The following is a 21,297-nucleotide window of genomic DNA, read 5'->3' as shown; positions in this document are numbered from 1 at the left end:
GCTCCCTATCGATTGTTATATTTTTGCCGCATGTGTCGCCATGCCTTCGACCCCGGGGTCGAAGGCGAACAGATTGCCCGCCTCGGGCTGCGCCGCCAGTTCGGCGGCGCTCAACCCCTTGCGCGCAGTGGTGGCATAAGCCGTGCGCAGACCCGCGCCGCCAAAAGCGATCTTGGTGATGTTGGCGACAGGGAAGCGTACCGTCTCAATCAGCGTGCCCGCCGGATCATAATGCCGCACACCCCAGCCGCCAAACAGCGCGACCCACACGCCGCCATCGGCATCGGTGGTCGATCCATCGGGATGCCCCTCGCCCGCCGCAATCTCGACGAACGGCGTGGGATCGCCCAGCGTGCCGTCGTCCCGGATCGGCACCTGCCACACCGTCCGCCCCAACGTATCGGTGTGATAAAGCGTGGTGCCATCGGGCGAGATCGCCGGGCCGTTGGTAATCGCAACCGGCGCGAGACCGGCATCGGCGCAGCCGCGGTGATCGTGCCGGTACAGCCGACCGCTCTCCGCTTGCTCGCCATTGTCCATGCTGCCGAACCAGATCCGTCCCGCCGCGTCGGTCGTCGCATCGTTCAGGCGATTGCCCGGCATATGCGGCTCGGGATCGATCAGCGGCGTAAAGCTGCCCTCAGCCGGATCGAACCCATACAGGCCCGATTGCACCCCGACGACCATCCCGCCGCCCGCGCGCGGCAGCACCCAGCCGACTTCGCCCGGCGCGGTCCAGGATGACAGCGCCGCAGTGGCGGGATCGAACCGAAACACGAGATGCCGCTTGATATCGACACACCACAATGCCTGCGTGGCGACATCCCACATCGGCCCTTCGCCGAGCGTCGCGCCGAGCGGCGCGATCGTGACAGGTGCGCTCGCCATCAGCGCCAGCCCGCGTCGACGAAATAATCGTGGCCCGTGCACATATGCGCATCGTCCGAGGCCAGGAACAAGGCAAGCGCCGCAACGTCGACCGGCTGGATCCGCCCCGACAGGCATTGCGCCGCGACGATCTCGGCTTCGCCTTCGGGTGTATACCAGCGCTGCTGGCGCGGGGTCTGGACGTTGCCGGGCACGATCGTGGTGACGCGGATGCCGTCGCGCCCGAGATCGCGCGCCAGACCGCGCGTCATGCCCTCGATCGCGGCCTTGGCAGTCTGGTACAGCACGAGATCGGGTAGCCCCAAATGCCAGCTGATCGACCCGAAATTGATGATGACCCCGCCGCCCGCCGCGCGCATCCCCGGCACCACGGCTTGCGCGGCGAAGAACAGATGGCGCAAATTGGTCGCCATCCGCTCGTCCCAATATGCGGGGGTCACCTCGTCAACGCTATGCCGATCGTCGCTCGCGGCATTGTTGATAAGAATGTCAATCCCGCCAAGATCCTCGGCAATCGCCGCGATCGCCGCACCCAACGCCGCCGGATCGCGTAGATCACACAAATGGAAGCGACCGGGGGCAAAACGCTCGGCAATGTCCGCGCCAGCAGCCTGGTCGACATCGATAAAGGCGACGGTCGCCTGCTGCTCGGCAAAGGCCTGGACCAGGCCTGCGCCAATGCCGCTCGCGCCGCCGGTCACCAGCACCCGCTTGCCGACAAGGCTCGGGTAAATCGCACGCGTGCCGGTCACTTGCTCGTCTCCAGCAGGCCGCGCCCGGCCAGGTTTGCGATCAGCGCGCGAATTCCGAAATTCCACGGTGCCGCGTCGCGCGACGTGACCACGCGATTGGTCAGCCGCCCAAGCCGGTCGCTTGCGATGGTTACCCGGTCGCCAATCTTGTGAGTGAAGCCCCGGCCCGGCTCGTCGCGATCCTGCACCGGCGCGAACAGCGTGCCGAGGAACAGCGCAAAACCGTCGGGATATTGGTGTTCGCTCAGCGTCTGGCGCACCAGATCGAGCGGATCTCGGCTGATCTGGCTCATGCTGCTGGTGCCATCCAGCACGTAGCCGTCCGCGCCTTCGATCCGCAGCCGCACTTCGGCGCGGCGCACATCGTCGATGGTGAAGCCGTCGTCGAACAGCCGCACCAGCGGCCCAAGCGCGCACGACGCATTATTGTCCTTGGCCTTGCCCAGCAGCAGCGCCGAGCGCCCTTCGAAATCGCGCAGATTGACGTCATTGCCAAGCGTCGCGCCAACCGCTTTGCCGCGGCTGTCGACCAGCAGCGCGATTTCCGGTTCGGGATTGTTCCAGGTCGAGTCCGACCGGATGCCGATTTCGGCATCGGGCCCGACGCTCGACAACACCGGGGCCTTGGTGAACACTTCGGCATCGGGGCCGATCGCGACCTCCAGATATTGCGACCACAGGCCGTCCTCGATCAGCGCCTGTTTGAGCTCGGCCGCTTCCGTCGTTCCGGGCACAACCGCGCGGATTGACCCGCCAACGCGCGATTCCAGCCGCGCCCGGATATCGGCGGCGGCGGAGGAATCCCCCCGTGCGCGCTCCTCGATCACGCGCTCGATCGCCGAAAGTGCGAAGGTCACACCGCACGCTTTTACGCACTGCAGATCGACCGGGGCCAACAGCCGCGACAAATCTCCTCCGAACGCGCCAAGCGACACCCCGCCCGATGCGCTGAAATCCCCCGATTCGACCAAATCGGCGACCGTCGGCGCGCGCGCGGACATGTCGAACGCTTCGCCCCGCACGACCAAAATCGGGCTCGGCCCGGCATCGGTCGCGATACGACCGACGAACACGCCGTCCTGCCAATCCGCCGGTAGCGCCGACGCGCTCGCGTCGTTCCCGCTCGCCATTAACCCCTCCACGCGACCCTCATCCTTGATAGCGTTACCTTGACGACCGCCCCCGCGCTGTCAAGCGCTGGGGCGGTCGTCAGGGGACGCATATACTCCTTACTCTATCCGCTGTTAAATGAAGCGGTTGATCAGGTTCTCGATCCGCTCCTGTCGACCCGAGCGCGGCTTGGGGTCGATCGCCCGTTCGACCGCCAGATCGGCGATGGCGGCCAGATCGAGCGTGCCGATCTGCTGGCCAAGATCGCCCTCCCAGCCGGCATAGCGTTCGGCCTTGATCGCGTCGAGACGACCGTCTTCGATCAGCGCGGCGGCATTGAGCAGCCCCTTCGCCACCACGTCGATTGCGCCAACATGGCCATAGAACAGGTCGATCGCGTCCATCGACTGGCGCCGCACCTTGGCATCGAAATTGAAGCCGCCGGTGGTGAAACCGCCCGCGCGCAGGATTTCGAGATTGGCGAGCGTCAGTTCCTCGACCGAATTGGGGAATTGGTCGGTATCCCAGCCATTCTGCGGATCGCCGCGATTGGCATCGATCGACCCGAAGATGCCGAGCGCCGCCGCCGTCGCAATTTCATGCTCGAAGGTGTGGCTGGCGAGCGTCGCGTGGTTCGCCTCGATATTGACCTTCACTTCATTCTCAAGGCCATAGCGCTTGAGGAAGCCGTACACCGTCGCGGTGTCGAAATCATATTGGTGCTTGGTCGGCTCGAACGGCTTGGGCTCGATCAGGATCGTGCCGGTGAAGCCGATCTTGTGCTTGTGCTCGACGACGAGCGACAGGAAGCGGCCGAGATTGTCGAGTTCACGCTTGAGATCGGTGTTGAGCAGCGTCTCATAGCCTTCGCGACCGCCCCACAGCACGTAGTTCGCGCCGCCCAGACGGTGCGTGGCTTCGAGCGCATCGCGCACCTGCATCGCGCCGAACGCGAACACTTCCGGATTGGGGTTGGTCGCGCCACCAGCGGCGAAGCGCGGATGGCTGAACAAATTGGCGGTGCCCCACAACAGCTTGCGGCCCGACGCCGCCTGGAGCCGCTCGAGATGATCGACCGCCTCGGCGAAATTGCGGCGATGCTCGGCGACCGTGCTCGCATCGGCCATCACGTCGACATCGTGGAAGGCATAAAAGGGGATGTCGAGCTTGGTGAAGAAGTCGAACGCGACTTCGCGCTTCTGCGCAGCGGCAGCGGCGTCGTTCGCGCCGGCATGCCACGGGCGATTGAAGGTGCCCCCGCCAAACACGTCCGAACCCGGCCAGCAGAAGGTGTGCCAGAAACAGGCGGCGAAGCGCAGATGGTCTTCCATCCGCTTGCCCAGCACGACCCGGTCCTTGTCATAGAATCGGTATGCAAGGTCATCGTCGCTGTCCGGCCCCTTGAAGGTGATCTGGGGAATATCGGCGAAGAAATCGGTGGCCATCGGGCGCTCCTTGGGGGTCAATTGGAGTGAGTAAGGGGAGAAATCTTGGCATAAGCGGCGCGGAACACCGCTTTCTTGGGCGCGAGCCGCGCCGTCAGTTCAGCGTCGGGCGCGATACGGTGCGACACCGGCGGGGCGACGCACACCTCGGCCGGGGTGCCGCCATCGACGGCAATCTGCGCCAGCCGCGCGGCCCCGAGCGCGGGGCCGACTTCGCCACCCTGGAGATACACCAACGGCACCTCCATCGCGGCGGCGAGCGTCTCGCCCCAATAGCGCGAGCGCGCGCCCCCGCCGATCACCGCGAGTTCGGCGACCTCGGTCCCGGCCTCGCGCAGGACGTCGAGCCCGTCGGCGAGCGCGAACGCCACGCCTTCCAGCACCGCCTGCGCGAGCCGGTTGGGATCGGTATCGTTGTCGAGCCCGACAAAGGCACCACGCACTTGCGCGTCGTTATGCGGGGTGCGCTCGCCCGAGAGATAGGGGAGGAAAATCTCAGGCCCGCTCGCCACGCCCGCCGCTTCGGCGCGCTGGAACACTTCGGCGGCACCGCTCGCCCCGGTCAGGCGCGCGACCCAATCGATGCACGAGGCGGCGCTGAGGTGCACGGACATCTGGTGCCACATCTCGGGCAGGCAATGGCAGAAGGCATGGACCGCGCGCGCGGGGTTGGGCCGGAACTGATCATTGGCGACGAAGATGACGCCCGACGTACCGAGCGACAGCAACGCCTTGCCATCGGTCACGACGCCCACGCCCGCAGCCCCACCGGCATTGTCGCCCGCACCGCCCGCGACGGGAACCTGGGCAATGCCCCAGGCCTCGGCGATGTCCGCCCGGAGCACCCCGGCGACATCGGTACCCTCGACCAGGCGCGGCATCTGCGCTTGCGTCAGCCCGCACGCCGCGAGCAACGTGTCACTCCAGCGCCGCCCCCCAACGTCGAGCCACAAGGTCCCCGCGGAATCCGACATGTCGGATGCCTTCTCGCCAGTCATGCGCAGCCGGACATAATCCTTGGGCAACAGCACCGTCGCGACCTGTGCGAAAATCTCGGGTTCGTGTCGGCGCACCCATTCGAGCTTGGGCGCGGTAAAGCCCGGCATCACGATATTGCCGCCGAGCGTGCGAAACTCGGGCGTGGTCGCTTCGAGTGCGGCGCATTCGGCAAAGGAACGCCCATCATTCCACAGGATTGCCGGGCGCAACGGCCGATCGTCGGCACCAAGCAAGGTCGCGCCGTGCATTTGCCCGGCGAGCCCGATGCCGCGCACCGCACGCCGGACCTGCGGATCGATCGCCAGCACCGCCGCGCTGGTCGCCTTCCACCAATCTTCCGGGTCCTGTTCGGACCACAAAGGATAAGGCCGCTGGACGCTCAGCGCGGCGACGCCCTGCCCGACGACCGCGCCGTGCGTGTCGAGCACCACGGCCTTGACCCCGGACGTGCCGATATCGATTCCCAGAAACATCGGCGGCCTTATCGAACGAACGGATCGATCGGCTTGATCGTCCCGTCGGCGTTGAAGGAAAGCTCGGTCACCTTGACGTTGCGCAGGTGGTTCTTGTTGCTGAGCTGCGTGTCCGCATAGAACAGCCACCATTTGCCGCCGGTCTGGATGATCGAGTGATGCGTCGTCCACCCCTGCACCGGCAGCAGGAAATGCCCGCGATAGGTGAAGGGCCCGTAAGGATTGGTGCCGGTCGCATAGTTCAGGAAATGCGTGTCGCCGGTCGAGTAGGTGTAATAATATTGGCCACCGCGCTTGAACACCCACGATGCTTCGAAGAAGCGCCGGTCATGATCGCCCCCCAGGATCGGTTTGCCCTTTTCGTCGAGGATCACCGCGTCGCGCGGCTTCTCGGCGAAGCTCTTCATATCGGCGTTCATGCGGACGACCTTGCCGGTCAACGCTGGCTGATCGTCCTGATGCAAATCGGTATCGCTGCCGTTGGGATCGAAGCTGCCATTCTTCCAGCGCTGGAGCTGCCCGCCCCAGATGCCGCCGAAATACATGTAACTTTTGCCATCGCTGTCGGTGAACACCGCCGGATCCATCGAGAAGCTGCCCGCGATCGGCTTGGGCTCGGCCTTGAACGGGCCCATCGGGTTCTTCGAGGTGGCCACACCGATGCGGAACGTGCCCAGCCCGTTCTTGTCACGGGCTTTGTCGCGCGCTGGGAAATACAGATAATAGGTGCCGTTCTTATAAGCGGCATCGGGTGCCCACATCTGCTGCGACGCCCACGGCACCTGCTTCACATCGAGCGCGACCGGGCCCACCGTGACGGGGCCGCCAATGCGATCCATCCGCAGCACACGGTAATCGTGCATCGCATATTCGTTGCCCAGATCATCGTCGGGGATTGCGGTCGGCACGTCGTGGCTTGGGTAGACGTAAATCTTGCCCGCAAAGACATGCGCCGACGGGTCTGCTGTGTAGATCGATGTCACCAGCGGCTGCGACAGATATTTCCGGCCATCCGGGGCCCGATCCGGAATCCGATCTTGGGCAAGCGCCAGCGTGGCAACGCCACACATCACCACTGCCCCCATCACGCGATACGCCATCATTCCTCTCCCGATGCGCGTAACCGCGCTATGACGATGGAGGTAGCGCTAACATTTACCCGACGCAAGCGCCGCGCGCTCCTGTCACGGGTATAAAAGCGATTTGTTTCTGGACGTCGGACGCGGAAAGCGCGATTGCCCTGTCAGAAGCACGCGAAGCACAGGGTGAATATGATGGCGGCGGGCACAGCGTGTTGAAGCGCATTTTCCTCGGTGGCGTCCTCGCCCTTCTGGTTGGCCTGGCGATCTTTGCGGGTTTTGCCTGGCGGCCTGCCATTGCCCCGATCGCGCGCCCGGCGGCGGCATCCTTCGCGCCCGCGCTCGTTGCCAAGGGGGCAGTGCTGGCCAGCGCCGGCTATTGCGCGTCGTGCCACACTGCCAAGGATGGTGCCGCGCTGGCGGGCGGTTATGCGATGGCAACCACCTTTGGCACGATCTATTCGACCAACATTACCCCCGATGTCGACACCGGCATTGGCGGCTGGTCCGAAGCCGCCTTCCGCCGCGCGATGCACGAAGGCGTGCGGCGTGACGGTGCGCATCTCTTCCCCGCTTTCCCCTACGATCATTTCACCAAGCTGACCGATGCCGACGTCTCGGCGCTCTATGCCTATTTGATGACGCAGCCGACGGTGCACGCCGAAGACAAGGCCAATGGCCTACCCTTCCCGCTCAACATTCGGATGCTGCAGGCGGGTTGGAAACTGCTGTTCTTCAAGCCCGGGCGCTATGTGCCCGTCGCCACCAGGGATGCGGCGTGGAATCGCGGGGCTTATCTCGCCGAAGGGATCAGCCATTGCGGCGCGTGCCACACGCCGCGCGGCGCGCTGGGTGCCGAGCGTAAGGACAAGGCCTATGCCGGGGCCGCGATCGACAACTGGATCGCGCCGCCGCTCGACAAGACCAACCCCGCACCGATTGCGTGGAACCAGGCCGAACTGGTTGCCTATCTCGGCACCGGGGTCAGCCTGTATCATGGCACGGCGGCGGGTCCGATGGCGGCGGTGCCGCGCGGTCTCGCGCATCTGCCCGGCTCCGACGTGGCAGCAATCGCCACCTATTTCACCAGCTTCAACGGCTCGGCGGCGCGCGCCGGTCAGGATGCCGCGCTCATCCAGAAGGCGCTCGCCACCGACCGCGTCGGCACCGGTTTGCAGTATGATGCGGGGACACGGCTGTTCACCGCTGCCTGCGCATCGTGCCATTATAATGGCGGCAAGGGCCTCAACCCGTTGCGCCCCGATCTGGCGCTCAACAGCACCGTGCATCTCGACGATCCGACCAATTTGATCCGCGTCATCCTCTACGGCATCGACGCGAAGGACGGTGCGCCGGGCGTGGTGATGCCGGCCTTTGGCACCGGGTTCACCAATGCCGATGTCGCGCGCATCGCCGCCTATCTGCGCGCGACGCGGACGACCAAGGCGGCATGGCCCGATCTCGAACAGAAAGTCGCGACGATCCGCGCGCAGGGCAAGGGCCAGGAGTGATGACCAGTTTCACGATCAACGGTCGCCCCGTTTCCACCACGATCGAGGACGACACCCCGCTCTTGTGGGTGATCCGCGACGAGATCGGCCTGACCGGCACCAAATTCGGCTGCGGCATCGGCATGTGCGGGGCGTGCACGGTGCACGTCGGCGGGCGGGCGACGCGGTCGTGCATCACCCCGGTCTCCGCAGTCGATGGTGCCGATATCACCACAATCGAAGGGCTCGACCCGAAGGGCGAGCATCCGCTGCAACAAGCGTGGCGTGAGATTCAGGTGCCGCAATGCGGTTACTGCCAGTCGGGCCAGATCATGCAGGCCGCCGCCATGCTCAAGGATTTCCCGGCACCCACCGATGAAGACATTGACGCGGTGATGACGGGCAATCTGTGCCGCTGCATGACCTATGTCCGCATCCGCGCCGCGATCCGGCAGGCGGCAGGCACGCTGGCGGAAGGACCCAAGGCATGAGCCGCCTCGCCTCGACCGCCGAAGCCGCCCGCAACCCGCTGTCGCGCCGCGGCTTCCTTGTCGCCAGTGGTGCCGCCGGGATCGCCTTCGGCTTTTCGCAAGTGCTGGCCGCGATCGATCCCGCCGTGCCCGGCGGCACCCCCGCCGCCCCGACCGGCCCGCAATTCGAACCGTCAATCTGGTTCGGGATCGACGCCGCCGGGATCGTCACCGTCAACATCATCCGCGCCGAAATGGGCCAGCATGTCGGCACCGCACTCGCGCGCATTCTCGCCGATGAACTGGAGGCCGACTGGGACAAGGTCCGCATCGTCCATGTCGATACCGATCCCAAATGGGGCCTGATGGTCACCGGCGGGAGCTGGTCGGTGTGGCAGACCTTCCCCGTGTTCAGCCAGGCGGGTGCCGCCGGTCGCATCGCCCTGATCGAAGCAGGCGCGAAGCTGCTCGGCACCAGTGCCGCCAATTGCACCGCGCGTGGCGGCGCGGTCCATGCGGGTGGTCGCTCGATTTCCTATGGCGACATCGCCAAGCGCGGCGGCGTCGCCCGTCAATTCACCCCCGACGAACTGAAGGCGCTGCCGATCAAGCCGGTCAAGGACCGTCGCCTGATCGGCAAGCAGGTTGCGGCGCTCGACATCGCCACCAAGACCGACGGCACCGCACTCTATGGCATCGATGCCAAGGTGCCGAACATGGTCTATGCCCGGCCCAAGCTGCCGCCAACGCGCTTCGGCTCCAAGGTCGTTTCGGTCGATGACAGCAAGGCCAAGACGGTGCGCGGCTATTTGCGCTACCTCGTCATCGAAGACCCGTCGGACACCGTGCCCGGCTGGGTGATGGTGATCGCGCAAAATTACCCCGCCGCGATCCGCGCCGCCGATCTGCTCCAGGTGACGTGGACCGCAGGCCCAGGCGCGACCACGTCCGAAAAGGACCTGCAAGCCCATGCCGCCGACCTGGCGGGCAAGGCGGATAGCGGCGTCGCGCTCGACATCGTCAACACGGGGCCCAAGCCCGGCAACGCCATCAGCACGCTCGAGCGCGTCTACACCACCAGCACCGTGCTGCATTTCCAGTTGGAACCGCTCAACGCGCTCGCCTTCGAGAAGGACGGCCGCTTCGAAATCCATACCGGCAACCAGTGGCAAAGCCTGATCCTGCCGACGCTGGCCAAAGCGCTCGGCGTGCCCGAAACCAAGATCATCCTGCGCACCTATATGCTGGGTGGTGGCTTCGGGCGGCGGCTCAATGGCGATTATGCCGTCCCCGCCGCGCTGGCGGCCAAGGCGCTGGGGCGTCCGGTCAAGATGGTGCTGACGCGGCAGGACGACGCGCTGTTCGATTCGGTGCGCTCGCCCTCGGTCCAGCGCGTGCGCATGAGCTTCGACAAGAACAATGCGGTGATCGCGATGGAGCATCACGCTGCTGCGGGCTGGCCGACGCAGATGAACGCCCCCGCCCTCCTCGCCAAGACCAAGAGCGGCGGGGCCTATGACCCGTTCGCCATTTCGGGCGCGGACCATTGGTATGAAGTCGGCCACCAGACCGTCCATGCCATTCCCAACGATCTCGCCAACACCACCATCCGCTCGGGCTGGCTGCGCTCGGTCGGGCCGGGCTGGACCAACTGGGCGGTGGAAAGCTTTATCGATGAAGCGGCGCTGCAGGTAAAAAGCGATCCGGTCGCCTTCCGCCTGAAATTGCTGACCGGGGCCGGTCGCAATGCCGGGTCGGCCCCCAGCGCCATTGGCGGGGCGCTGCGCCAGGCCGAAGTGGTGCGCCGCGCCGCCGCCCGCGCGGGCTGGGGCGAGAAATTGCCGCCCGACACTGCGCTCGGCATCGCCACCAGCTTCGGGCAGGAGCGCGACATGCCGACCTGGGTGGCCTGCGTCGCGCGCGTTCATGTCGATCGCAAGACCGGTGTGGTGCGCGTCGAGAAGCTGACTTTGGTCACCGATGCTGGGACGATCGTCGATCCCGATGGCGCGCTGGCGCAAACACAGGGGGCCGCTTTGTGGGGCCTGAGCATGGCGCTTCATGAGGGCACCGAATTCGTCAACGGACTGGTCAAGGATACCAATCTCGACACCTATCAGCCGCTGCGCATGGCCGATGTGCCCGAACTGGACATTGCCTTTGTCGAAAGCGAGCACGTCCCCGTTGGCCTTGGCGAACCCGCGACGACGGTGGTCGCGCCCGCGATCGGCAATGCGATCTTCGCCGCAGTGGGTGCGCGCGTGCGCCACTTGCCGATTACCCCGGCGGCGGTGCTCGACGCGCTGGCTGGTCGATCGGCCTGAGCCGAGCAGCCGACGCGAGACTGTCATACAGCGCGCTTAGGGCCAGTCGCAGTGGGATCGGGCCGGGGTACAGAGGTGGAAAGTCGTTTTCGACGCGCTTTGGGGCAGGCCCATCCTGCGGTGTTCACGGCGGTCGCCGGAACCGCGGGTTTCTGCGCCTATTTCGCGATGTACGCCTTTCGCAAGCCCTTCACGGCGGCGACCTTCGAAATGGTGCCGGGCTGGCATTGGATGCTCGATTACAAGATCGCGCTGATCGTCGCACAGGTCGCAGGCTATGCGCTGTCGAAGTTCATCGGCATAAAGGTCGTGTCGGAAATCGCGCCGCGCCACCGCGCCGTTGCCATCCTCGGTCTGATCGGCCTGTCCTGGCTGGCGCTGGTCGCCTTCGCGATCATCCCGGCACCGTGGAACGTCGCGGCCTTGTTCCTCAACGGTGTGCCGCTTGGCATGATCTGGGGGCTGGTCTTTGGTTTCATGGAGGGTCGGCGCGTATCCGAGGTGCTCGCCTCGATGTTGTGCGCGAGCTTCATCCTGTCGTCGGGCGTGGTCAAATCGGTCGGCACCTGGCTGATGCAAAGCGAGCATGTCGACCGCTTCTGGATGCCCGCCGCGACCGGCCTGCTGTTCATGCCGCTGTTGCTGGTGTCGGTCTGGGTGCTGAGCATGCTGCCGCCGCCGAGCGCGCGCGACGAGGCCGAACGCGTCAAACGCGCACCGATGACCGGGGCCGAGCGCCGGAGCTTCCTCAAAGCCTATGCGCCCGGGCTGATCGCGATCGTTATCGCCTATGTCCTGCTCACCGCCTTTCGCGATTTCCGCGACAATTTCGCCGCCGAGATCTGGGCCGCGCTCGGTTATGGCGGGAAGGCTGCAATCTTCTCGGCAAGCGAGCTTCCCGTCGCACTGATCGCGCTTGCCGGCATGGCGCTGGTCATTCTGGTGCGCGACAACCGCCGCGCGTTGCTCGTCATCCATATCATGATCGCGAGCGGCTTCGCGCTGCTTGGGGTCTCGACGGTTGCGTTTCAGGCGCATTTGATCTCGCCCTTTGTGTGGGTGGTGCTGTCGGGTTCGGGGCTCTACATCGCCTATAGCCCGATCAACGCAGTGCTGTTCGACCGGATGGTGGCGGCCAGCGGTCGCATCGCGAATGCCGGTTTTCTGATCTATGTCGCCGACTCGTTCGGCTATCTCGGCAGCGTGGCCTTGCTACTGTGGCGCAATTTCGGACAACGCTCGCTCGACTGGCTGAGCTTCTTCATGGGCGGGGCCTATGTCACCAGCGTGGTCGGCACGGTGCTGACGTTGTTCGCTGCGCTGTATTTCTTCCGCCGCGCCCCGGAACAGCGTGCCGCTGAGACTCTGGCAGCGGTGCCAGCATGAGCGAGCTCGACTCCTACGACGTCGCCATCGTCGGCGCGGGGATCGTCGGCCTCGCCCATGCGCTCGCCGCTGCGCGCGACGGACGCCGTGTGCTGGTGATCGACCGCGATGCACAGGCCAATGGCGCCTCGATCCGCAATTTTGGCTTCGTCACCGTCACCGGCCAGGAACAGGGCACCGTCTGGCGGCGCGCGCGCCGCTCGCGCGATGTGTGGATGGAAGTGGCCGGGCCTGCCGGGATCGCGGTCGAGCATCACGGCCTGACGATGGTGGCCCAGCGGCCCGAGGCACGCGCGGTGTGCGCGGCCTTCCTGCAGACCGATATGGCGGAAGGGTGCGCCTGGCATGACGCCGAGGCGGCGCAAGCGCTGCTCGGCCCGATCCACCCGGCCGCGCTGGAAGGCGTGCTGACCAGCGCGATCGACATCCGCGTCGAATCGCGCACCGCCATCCCAAAGCTGGCGGCATGGCTCGCCGCGCATCACGGCGTCGAATTCTGGCGCGGCGTCGCGGTGCACGGCGTCGAGACCGGGCAGCTCGATACTTCGGTCGGCACGATCCCCGCGCGCGCGATCATCGTCTGCCCCGGCGACGATCTCGCCACGCTCTTCCCCGACTCCCTCGCCGGAATCACGCGCTGCAAGCTGCAGATGCTGCGCCTCGCCGACCCGGGCTACCGCCTGCCCGGGGCGATCATGTCCGATCTCGGCATGGTGCGCTATCTCGGCTATGCGGCCTTGCCCGAGGCGGCGGCGCTGCGGCAGCGGCTGGAGGCCGAACAGGCCGACCACCTCGCCAACGGCATCCATCTGATTGTGGTGCAAAGCGCCGATGGCAGCCTGGTCGTCGGCGACAGCCATCATTATGCCACCACGCCCGATCCGTTCAGCAAGGACGCGGTCGATGCACTGATCCTCGACGAATTCCGCGCGGTGTTCGGGCATGTCCCGCCGGTGCTCGAACGCTGGACCGGGACCTATGCCTCCGCCGCCAGCCACAGTCGCGTCACGCGCCCGCTGCCCGGCGTACAGGTGGTGACGGTGACCAGCGGCACCGGTGCCTCGACCGCCTTTGCGCTTGCCGAGGAAACGATCGCGGCGATCGCGGCGCAACCCCAAGGAGCCGTTGCATGAGTTTTCCGATCAAGGCCGTGGTGCTCGATTGGGCGGGCACGATGATCGATCATGGCTGCTGCGCGCCCGTCATCGCGCTGCAGCGCGTCTTCGCCGATGCCGGTGTGGCCATTTCCGAAGAGGAAGCCCGCGCCGATATGGGCCGCGCCAAACGCGACCATATCCGCGCGATCCTGGCCAAGCCGCGCGTGGCCGAAGCGTGGCAGGCGGCGCACGCGACATCCCCTGCCGAAAGCGACGTGACCACCTTGCACGATGCGGTCGAACCGATGATGCGCGGCGCGGCCAAGGACTGCGCGGCACTGATCCCCGGTGCGGTCGAGCTCACCGCGACGCTGCGCGCGCACGGCGTGAAGATCGCGTCCTGCACCGGTTACACCCGCCCGATGATGGCCGACATCCTGCCGCTCGCCGCCGAACAGGGTTATGCGCCCGATGTGGTGGTCTGCTCGGGCGAAACGCTGGAGGGCCGCCCCTCCCCGCTGATGCTGTGGAAGGGCCTGGTCGAGCTCGGCGTATGGCCCGCCGCAGCGTGCGTGAAGGTCGATGACGCCACGGTCGGCATTGGCGAGGGCAAGGCAGCCGGAGCCTGGACGGTCGGGCTTGCTGCTTCCGGCAATGGCGTTGGCCTCAGCCATGACGCTTTGCTCGCGCTCGCCCCCGAAGAGCGCGCCCGCCGCATCGCCGCCGCCGCCGCCGACCTGCATGAGGCCGGCGCGGATTATGTCATCGACAGCGTGGCCGATCTGTGGCCCGTGCTCGAAACCATCGCACGCCGGATCGAAGCGGGCGAACGCCCTGCCGCATAGGGGCTAGGGCCTTGGCGGCGTGCGGGGCGGCAGCGCGGCAGGCAGCAGGTTGAGCAGCAGAAAGGTCGCGGCCGCGCCGACCATGCAGCTTGCCACCCAGCCGATCGGCCCGAACACAGCGCCCCACGCCACGATCGCCATGACGAAATCGACCCCGACGCAGACCCACGCGGCGATGCGCAAGCGGGTCGCGGCACGCGGCGAACACCGTCGGCCCCAGCCGCGCTCGTGATGGCGATTGGTCGAGAGCGCAAACAGCATGAAGGCGATGAGCCCGAGCAGGAACGCCACAGCCTTCACCCTGCGAGCACCGTGGCGGCGGCGCGCGATCGTACGCGTCGCGGGCGCGCGCGGTGCCGCGCGACGGCGCGCGCCATCCAGCCGAAAGCGCACCCTAAGGCAAGCAAGGTCAGATCGACCCCAGCCAGCGTCCAGTCACCGCTGGCGATCGTCCGAGGCAACCCCCTGTCGGTCGCCAGCATGTCGAAGACGGGCAGCGCCAGCAGCAAGCCCGCCGTCAACCCCAGCAGGTCAACCCACGCGCGCGTCGGTTTGCGCAGAAAGGCGTAGAGCAGCAGCACGCCCCATAAAGCGAACATGACATTCACTTCCGCGTCTGCACGCTGCGGCAGCAGCGGCGGCAACAGGCGATTGGCCCAGAGAAAGCCCACCATCGCCGCCGGAAACCCCGCGATGAACCCGACATTCAACCGCTCAACCAAGCGGAAACCGAAATGCGGCCGCGCTGGATCGGGCAGCTTTTCCCGCCGCTTGACCGTCCACAGCACCAGCCCGCTCGCCACCATCAACGTGCCGCCAAGGCCGCACAGGAAATATACCCAGCGGATCGCGGTATCGGCAAAACGTCCGGCATGCAGCCCAATCATCGCGCCCGCCGTGACCTGCGCGCCACCAGGCGGCGGCGACGCCCAGATCAGGCGACCGCTCACGCCATCATAGCCGAGCTTGGGGGTGAAGTTGGACAGTGATGCCTGGCTGCTTTTGGCCAGCGTGACTCGCGCCGCCGCATCCCCGGCAAAGGTCACCAGGATCGCATCGACGGGCCCGCCCAGCCGGGCTTGTCCATCGCGCACCACCCGCGCCAGATCGACCAGCGGCGTGGCCCGCCCGGTACGCGCCACCACCGGAGCCTGCGGGTACAGGATTTCGCCGAAGGTGCCGGTATCGCTATAATTGGCGACCACCGCCCATGGCATCAGCATCGTCGCCAGCGTGACCAGCCCGGTATAGGTAATCATCAAGTGGAATGGCAGGCCGAGCACGGCTGCGGCATTGTGCCCATCCAGCCACGATCGCTGGCCCTTGCCCCGCCGCAGCGTGAAGAAATCGCGGAAGATTTTCTTGTGCGTGACGATACCCGTCAAAATCGCGACCAGCATGAACATCGCGCAAGTGCCGACGATCCAGCGCGACCACAGCACCGGCAGGTAAAACAGGTCGAAATGGAAGCGGTAGAAGAAATCCCCGCCGCGCGTCGCGCGCGCAACCACGGGGTGACCAGCACCGTCGATCCTCGCGGAGGCCTCGCCGCCGTCATGCTTGGGCGGCGTGTCCGCCCCCGGCACCCAATAGACGCTCCCGCTCGCCGAGCGCGTGGTCGGCACGGTGATGAACCAGGAGTCGGCCCCCCGCGCTTGCCGCGTGAGAAAGGCTTGCGCACCCCGCACGACCGTCAACGGATCCGTAATCGCGGGCAGTTCGGGTTGCGCCCAACGGTTCAGCGCCTCGCGCCAATAGGCCGTGGTGCCGGTGAGGAACACGACGAACAACACCCAGCCGACCAGCAAGCCGGACCATGTGTGGAGCGTCGCCTGGCTCTGGCGGAACCCCGTCTTCATACCCGGCCCCACGCGTGGATCGACACAGCGGTGATCCCGGCAGCAACGATCCCCGCCAGCACGATCGTCCACAGCGCCCTCCAGCCGCTGCGCGCGGCAAACGCCCACATTGCGGTGAACGCGCAAATCGCGAAGGCGACGATCGTGGCGGCGAAGGTCGCCTGCGCCGCCCCAAATGGCAGCACCCGCGCCAGCGCCATCGCCCACAGACTCGCGACGGCATAGCCGCCCGGGATCGCCGCAACGACGCGCAGCGCGGTATCGCCGCGCCGTCGCCAGGCGCGGGCGGCATCTCGTTTCGGAAAAGTGGGGCGTTGCGACACTGCCGCCCTCACCAACGATAGGCGATCGTGCCTTGCACGGTGCGGCGGTTGCCATACCAGCACCAGGCATAATCGAGATAGCACGTCGTTACATATTTCTTGTCGAAGATGTTGGCGGCGTTCACGCCCAAGGTCAGGCCCTCGAGACGTGGCGCAAGCCGACCGAGGTCGTAGCGGATCTGCCCGTCGAACAGCGTGAACCCCGGCGTGCTGACCCGCGCGGTGGTCCCCGCATAAATGCTGTCGACATGCCGCACCGCCCCGCCAATGGCGAAGCCTTGCCAGGCTCCCTGACGCGGTGCCCATTCGAGATTGGCGGAAACCCCGCCGCGCCCGACGCCGAGAATACCGTTACCGATATTGGCCGGATCGGCATCGGCGATGGTGCGCACCTTCTGCCGACTATACGCCAGCTTGGCGTTGAAGCCGTAGGGCAGCGGTGCATTGGCCTCGACTTCGAAGCCGGTGGAGCGCACCTTCCCGCTTTGCAGCGCGAACAACGAATTGGGGATCGCGGTCAGCAAATTGGTCTGGTCGATCTGGAACCACGCCGCCGTGACGAGGATCTTGCTGCCCGGCACGGTGTATTTCGCGCCAAGTTCGATCTGCTTGCCGAGCGAGGGTTTGGCCTGGCGGAGCGTGCCATCGGCATTCTGCACCGTTCCGCTCTGCGGCTCGAACGAGGTCGAGTAGCTGGCATAAGGCGCAAGCCCGAACGCGGTCGTGTACAGGACGCCCGCGCGATAGGTGAATTTCTGCGACGTTTCCGGCGCGGCGGCACCCGAAGTCGTCCGCGCCCAATCCTGCCGACCGCTCAGCACCACCCGCAGCCCGCCCGTCGAAATCTCGTCCTGCGCATAGAGGCCGGTTTGCGTCTTGCGCGGCGCGAGCACCCCGACCGTGCCGCCAGGCACCGTCTCGGGCGTCAGCGGCACCGCCATCGTGCCGTAAATGGGATGATAGCCGTCAAGCGGCGTGGCGGTGCCAAAGGCATAGACTTCGCGCGCGTGACCGGCCTGATGGTCGACCCCCAGCAGCACCGCATGCGTCAGCGGCCCGGTCGAGAAACTGCCGCGAAGCTGGTTGTCGAACACCCAGGAATCGCTCCGTTCGCGCGTCGCATAGGATGCGCGGTCATATAGCGTCGTGCTGGTCGCGCTGTTGGTCAGCGATCCACTGGCGTAAACGATCCCGAGATTGGAGGTGGCATGCTGATAGCGCCCCGACGCGCGGACGCTCCACCCCGATCCGAAATCATGGTTGAGGATATAGGTGCCCGCCACCTGCTCGCGCTTGAAGACATTCCCCGGCTCGCCGAAATCGCGCGTGGTCGGGATCTGGCCATTGGGGTTGGCCAGGAACGTGCCCGATGCCGGGAACACGCCGTACGTGCCGTTATACGGATCATGCGAATAGGCACCGAGCAGCGTCAGGCTGGTCGCGTGGCCCGCGCCGATCGTCACCGCGCCCGAGATTGCCTCGCGCTCGCGCTTGCCGAAATCCTGCTGCGTATGCGCGCCATTGACGGTGCCGTTCACGCGCCACAGGATCGATGATCCGGCACGCCCGCCGACATCGGCATCGGCGCGGTACAAATCATAGGTGCCATAAGTGCCCGACACCGCGCCGTAAAAGTCACGGTCGAGCGGCAGCTTGCTCGACATCGCGATCAGGCCGCCCGGACCCGATTGGCCATAGAGCACCGATGCCGGCCCTTTCACCACCTCGATCCGGTCGAGCCGTGAGACGTCGATCTGCGGCGACAGGTAGCCCGCACCGTCGATCAACTTCAGTCCATCGAGAAATTGCGGCGCGTCGAAGCCGCGCAGCTTGAACTGGTCATACACTTCGGCGCTCGACCCGCGCTGCTCGGTCGTCGCACCCGCCACAAAGCGCAGCGCCTGGTTGAGGTTCTGCAGCCCGAGGTCGGCAATGTCCGCCGCGCTGATCACGCTGATCGACTGTGGCGTCTCGGCGATCGGCACGGCGCTCTTGGTGCCTGCGGACGCTTCGTTGCGCGGACGCTGACCGTTTACGACGATCGTGCCGTCCTCCAGATCGCTCTGGCTTTGCGCCAAAGCCGGGCTGCCGATCACGACGGTGCCAAGCAGGAGCGCCGATACGAAATGCTGTTTCACTGCGAATCCCTCTTTTATCGAGGGCCGCGCAATGTCCTTTTTGAGATCGATTATCAATAGCAATTATTCGAAAAATGGTCCGGCGGCGAATGGCCGTCGGCGGTGGCGGCGGGACCGGCCCGCCACCACCGCTTGCGATCATCCCGCGAAGGCCTTCACCAAATCAAACAGATAGTCGCGGCCCTGATACAGCGAATCCTTGCGCATCCGCTCGTTCAACCCGTGCATCCCGTTGCCATCCTTATCCAGGAAGAAGCCCGGCACGCCGTACACCGGGATGCCGACCGCCTCGAGAAATACACCGTCGGTTGCGCCCGTCGACATCAGCGGCAGAAGCGGCAGGCCCGGAAAATGCTTCGCCGCGACCGCCTTGACCGGACCGACGACCTTGGGATCGAGCGCGGGCGGGACGGCGGTCGGGCGGATCGGCGCGTTGGCGGTCACCTTTACCGCAGGGCCAGCGAGTTCCTGCAATTTGGCCAGTGTGCCCTCCACTGTCTCGCCGGGGAAGATGCGGCAATTCACATTGGCGGTGGCGCGCTGCGGCAACGCATTTTCGGCATGGCCCGCATTCACGATGGTCGCGACGCAGGTCGTGCGCAGCGTCGAATGCATCATCTTGTCACTGCTGACGATCTTGTCGGCCGCCGTATCTTGCGGATTGGCCAGCAAGGCCGTGATCGCCGTGCGCAGCGGCGCGGGCGAGCCAAGCGCGGCCATGCCGAAGAACGCCCGCGTCGTCTCGGTAAACTTTACCGGAAACTCATAGCCCTGCACCGCCTTCAACGCGTCCGCGAGCTGATAGATGGCATTGTCCGGCACCGGTTGCGAGCTGTGCCCGCCAGGGTTGGTCGTCTCGAACGTATAGTTTTGCGCGGCCTTCTCGCCGACCTGCAGCGCGAGCAATTGCGGCTTGCCATCGGGGCCGTAGCGCCCGCCCCCACCTTCGTTTAGCGCGAACTCGGCATCGATCAGGTCGCGCTTGTTCTTGGACAGCCATTCCGCGCCGTTAAAGGCAAAGGTGGTTTCCTCGCCACATGTCAAAGCGAGCTTGATCGTGCGCTTTGGCCGATAGCCTTCGGCCTTGAAGCGGACCATGCTGTCGGCCCACACCGCCGCCATCGCCTTGTCGTCGACGGTGCCGCGCCCGTAATAATAGCCGCCCTCGTCGATCAGCGTGAACGGATCGCGCACCCAGTCCGCGCGCTTGGCCTCGACCACGTCGAGATGCGCCAGCAACAGGATCGGCTTGGCCGTGGCATCGCTCCCCTTCAGCACCGCGACCAGCCCGCCATCCTTGGGATGATCGGGCACCGCAAAATAGGTAATGTCCTGGTCGGCATAGCCCGCCGCCTTCAACCGCGCGCCAATCTGCGCCGCCGCCGTCGTGCAGCTTCCGCTCGACAGCGTCGTGTTGGTTTCGACCAGTTGCTTGTAGAGGCCGAGATAGGCCTTCTGGTCGGGGCGGTCCTGCGCCAAGGCCGCGCTGGCAAGCCCCGCCACTCCCAAAATCGTCGCCCCCAAAAATGTGCTGATCGCGCGCATGGTAAAGCCCCCAAGGTTATGTCGGGAGGAGGCTAACGCGGCTTGGGCGTAACGCAACCGTTAGCGCGTCGCGGCACGCTTTGGTTTGGCGAAGCGCAATTCGTGATTGGCGAAATCGATCCGCACCTGCCCGAACAGGCGCAGCGCATCCATGCCGAGAAACAGCGCCGGGCGTGCGGTCAGCCCAAGCCGGGCAAAGGGTGCGGCATCCGAAAACGCCACCGGCAAATTGGCAAAGCCGGTGTCGCCGATCGCGAAACGCGGCACCAATCCGAATTGCGTCTCGAGCTTGCCGCCGGTTACGCTGAGCAAGGTCATCGGTTGCGCCTGCGCCAGATCATCCCCGACCAATCGCCGCAAGGCGAGATTGCCCATGCTGACGACTGCGCCGGTATCGATCACCACGCGCACCTTATGCCCTTCATAGCTGGCATCGGTGACGACGAGCTGGCCCGCGCGATTGCGCGCACGCACCACGATGTCGCCCGGGCCGAACACTTCGCGCTTGGTGCGCTTGGTCGCCGGCACCACCGTCATCGTACGCGCGGCGAAATCGATCGTCACTGCGCGGCCTTGCAGCGTATCAATGCCGACCAACCCCTGCCCGCCCAGATTACCCGCGAGCAATGCGGGTGCCTCGATCCCCGATCCGCGCAGCCGAGCGCCCTCGACCAACGTCTCCGCACCGATGCTGATCTCGGGCAAGACGAAGGTACCCGCCCCGGTCGAGCCAGCCATCGCGCTGATACGAACCCGTTTACCCGGTGCCAGCCCGAGTGCAGTCGCGAGGTCGCGTGCGATGACGGTGCGTTCGGCACCGGTGTCGACAATGAAGCGATAGGGGCCGTTCTGGCCGATCATCACCGGCACCGACATGCGCAGCCCGTCATCGGTAAAGCCAAGCGCATCGGCGGGCGTTTCGGACTCTTCCTGCTGCGTCGCAGCGGACGGCGGGGGTGGCCCGCGGGTCTGGAGCGGCGCGGCGGCGAGCGCCGTTGCCAACGGCACGATCAAGACGAGCGCCGGGGCCATATCCGCGAAGCTACGCCCGCGCCGGGTCTGTAACAAGCCCGG

At 65.9% G+C, this 21,297-nt stretch carries 18 protein-coding genes; 6 read left to right on the top strand and 12 right to left on the bottom strand.

Features of this window, described 5'->3' with window-relative positions:
- Positions 1-15 precede the first annotated feature (15 nt).
- The 6 genes from ACP7BY_RS08110 to ACP7BY_RS08085 form a co-directional block, all read right to left on the bottom strand.
- Positions 16-888: an SMP-30/gluconolactonase/LRE family protein gene (locus tag ACP7BY_RS08110; protein WP_137902749.1), complete on the bottom strand. Its 873-nt coding sequence runs from the start codon at positions 886-888 to the stop codon at positions 16-18.
- Complete coding sequence (locus ACP7BY_RS08105; protein ID WP_137902748.1) at positions 888-1,640, bottom strand: SDR family NAD(P)-dependent oxidoreductase; 753 nt, start codon at positions 1,638-1,640, stop codon at positions 888-890. The genes ACP7BY_RS08110 and ACP7BY_RS08105 overlap by 1 nt, the downstream gene beginning before the upstream one ends.
- Entirely contained in the window at positions 1,637-2,770 is a 1,134-nt protein-coding gene (locus tag ACP7BY_RS08100; RefSeq protein WP_137902747.1) for a fumarylacetoacetate hydrolase family protein, read from the bottom strand. Before ACP7BY_RS08100 ends, ACP7BY_RS08105 begins: the two co-directional genes overlap by 4 nt.
- A 114-nt stretch (positions 2,771-2,884) precedes the next feature.
- On the bottom strand, positions 2,885-4,195 hold the full coding sequence (xylA, locus tag ACP7BY_RS08095) for a xylose isomerase (RefSeq protein WP_033965320.1): 1,311 nt from the start codon (positions 4,193-4,195) through the stop codon (positions 2,885-2,887).
- 17 nt (positions 4,196-4,212) lie between these two features.
- Positions 4,213-5,667, bottom strand: coding sequence for a xylulokinase (gene xylB / locus ACP7BY_RS08090; protein WP_137902746.1), 1,455 nt, complete (start codon positions 5,665-5,667; stop codon positions 4,213-4,215).
- Positions 5,668-5,675: 8 nt separating this feature from the next.
- A complete protein-coding gene (locus ACP7BY_RS08085; protein ID WP_137902763.1) occupies positions 5,676-6,767 on the bottom strand; it encodes a glycoside hydrolase family 43 protein in 1,092 nt (363 codons plus the stop codon).
- A gap of 191 nt (positions 6,768-6,958) precedes the next feature.
- On the opposite strand from ACP7BY_RS08085, the gene ACP7BY_RS08080 reads away from it, so the two are divergent.
- The 6 genes from ACP7BY_RS08080 to phnX all read left to right on the top strand — a co-directional run bounded on the left by ACP7BY_RS08080 (position 6,959) and on the right by phnX (position 14,358).
- Positions 6,959-8,257, top strand: coding sequence for a cytochrome c (locus tag ACP7BY_RS08080; protein ID WP_033965294.1), 1,299 nt, complete (start codon positions 6,959-6,961; stop codon positions 8,255-8,257).
- On the top strand, positions 8,257-8,727 hold the full coding sequence (locus ACP7BY_RS08075; RefSeq protein ID WP_033965293.1) for a (2Fe-2S)-binding protein: 471 nt from the start codon (positions 8,257-8,259) through the stop codon (positions 8,725-8,727). Before ACP7BY_RS08080 ends, ACP7BY_RS08075 begins: the two co-directional genes overlap by 1 nt.
- Positions 8,724-11,030 carry a xanthine dehydrogenase family protein molybdopterin-binding subunit gene (locus ACP7BY_RS08070; protein WP_137902745.1) on the top strand — a complete coding sequence of 769 codons (2,307 nt, stop codon included), beginning with the start codon at positions 8,724-8,726 and terminating at the stop codon, positions 11,028-11,030. Before ACP7BY_RS08075 ends, ACP7BY_RS08070 begins: the two co-directional genes overlap by 4 nt.
- Before the next feature lie 75 nt (positions 11,031-11,105).
- Positions 11,106-12,416, top strand: coding sequence for a DUF5690 family protein (locus ACP7BY_RS08065; RefSeq protein WP_033964731.1), 1,311 nt, complete (start codon positions 11,106-11,108; stop codon positions 12,414-12,416).
- Entirely contained in the window at positions 12,413-13,549 is a 1,137-nt protein-coding gene (locus ACP7BY_RS08060; RefSeq protein WP_033964729.1) for a TIGR03364 family FAD-dependent oxidoreductase, read from the top strand. The genes ACP7BY_RS08065 and ACP7BY_RS08060 overlap by 4 nt, the downstream gene beginning before the upstream one ends.
- On the top strand, positions 13,546-14,358 hold the full coding sequence (phnX, locus tag ACP7BY_RS08055) for a phosphonoacetaldehyde hydrolase (protein WP_033964728.1): 813 nt from the start codon (positions 13,546-13,548) through the stop codon (positions 14,356-14,358). Before ACP7BY_RS08060 ends, phnX begins: the two co-directional genes overlap by 4 nt.
- Before the next feature lie 3 nt (positions 14,359-14,361).
- On the opposite strand, the gene ACP7BY_RS08050 is transcribed toward phnX, so the two are convergent.
- From ACP7BY_RS08050 to ACP7BY_RS08025, 6 genes are all read right to left on the bottom strand, one after another.
- Positions 14,362-14,649, bottom strand: a complete 288-nt coding sequence (locus tag ACP7BY_RS08050) for a DUF3325 domain-containing protein (protein ID WP_137902744.1) — start codon at positions 14,647-14,649, stop codon at positions 14,362-14,364.
- A gap of 5 nt (positions 14,650-14,654) precedes the next feature.
- Positions 14,655-16,217, bottom strand: coding sequence for a PepSY-associated TM helix domain-containing protein (locus ACP7BY_RS08045; RefSeq protein WP_033964724.1), 1,563 nt, complete (start codon positions 16,215-16,217; stop codon positions 14,655-14,657).
- Positions 16,214-16,540, bottom strand: coding sequence for a hypothetical protein (locus ACP7BY_RS08040; RefSeq protein ID WP_137902743.1), 327 nt, complete (start codon positions 16,538-16,540; stop codon positions 16,214-16,216). The genes ACP7BY_RS08045 and ACP7BY_RS08040 overlap by 4 nt, the downstream gene beginning before the upstream one ends.
- An 8-nt stretch (positions 16,541-16,548) precedes the next feature.
- Positions 16,549-18,678, bottom strand: coding sequence for a TonB-dependent siderophore receptor (locus tag ACP7BY_RS08035; RefSeq protein WP_033964738.1), 2,130 nt, complete (start codon positions 18,676-18,678; stop codon positions 16,549-16,551).
- A gap of 138 nt (positions 18,679-18,816) precedes the next feature.
- Positions 18,817-20,223 carry a M20/M25/M40 family metallo-hydrolase gene (locus ACP7BY_RS08030; protein WP_033964719.1) on the bottom strand — a complete coding sequence of 469 codons (1,407 nt, stop codon included), beginning with the start codon at positions 20,221-20,223 and terminating at the stop codon, positions 18,817-18,819.
- A gap of 60 nt (positions 20,224-20,283) precedes the next feature.
- Positions 20,284-21,255, bottom strand: coding sequence for a retropepsin-like aspartic protease (locus ACP7BY_RS08025; RefSeq protein ID WP_033964717.1), 972 nt, complete (start codon positions 21,253-21,255; stop codon positions 20,284-20,286).
- Between the last annotated feature and the right edge of the window lie 42 nt (positions 21,256-21,297).

Origin of the sequence: Sphingomonas sp. PSPC2-2 (assembly GCF_049897725.1) — a bacterium.
In the GTDB taxonomy this organism is placed as follows: Bacteria; Pseudomonadota; Alphaproteobacteria; order Sphingomonadales; family Sphingomonadaceae; genus Sphingomonas.
The sequence above is the reverse complement of the archived record's forward strand: the minus strand, read 5'-3'. Positions and strand labels throughout refer to the sequence as shown.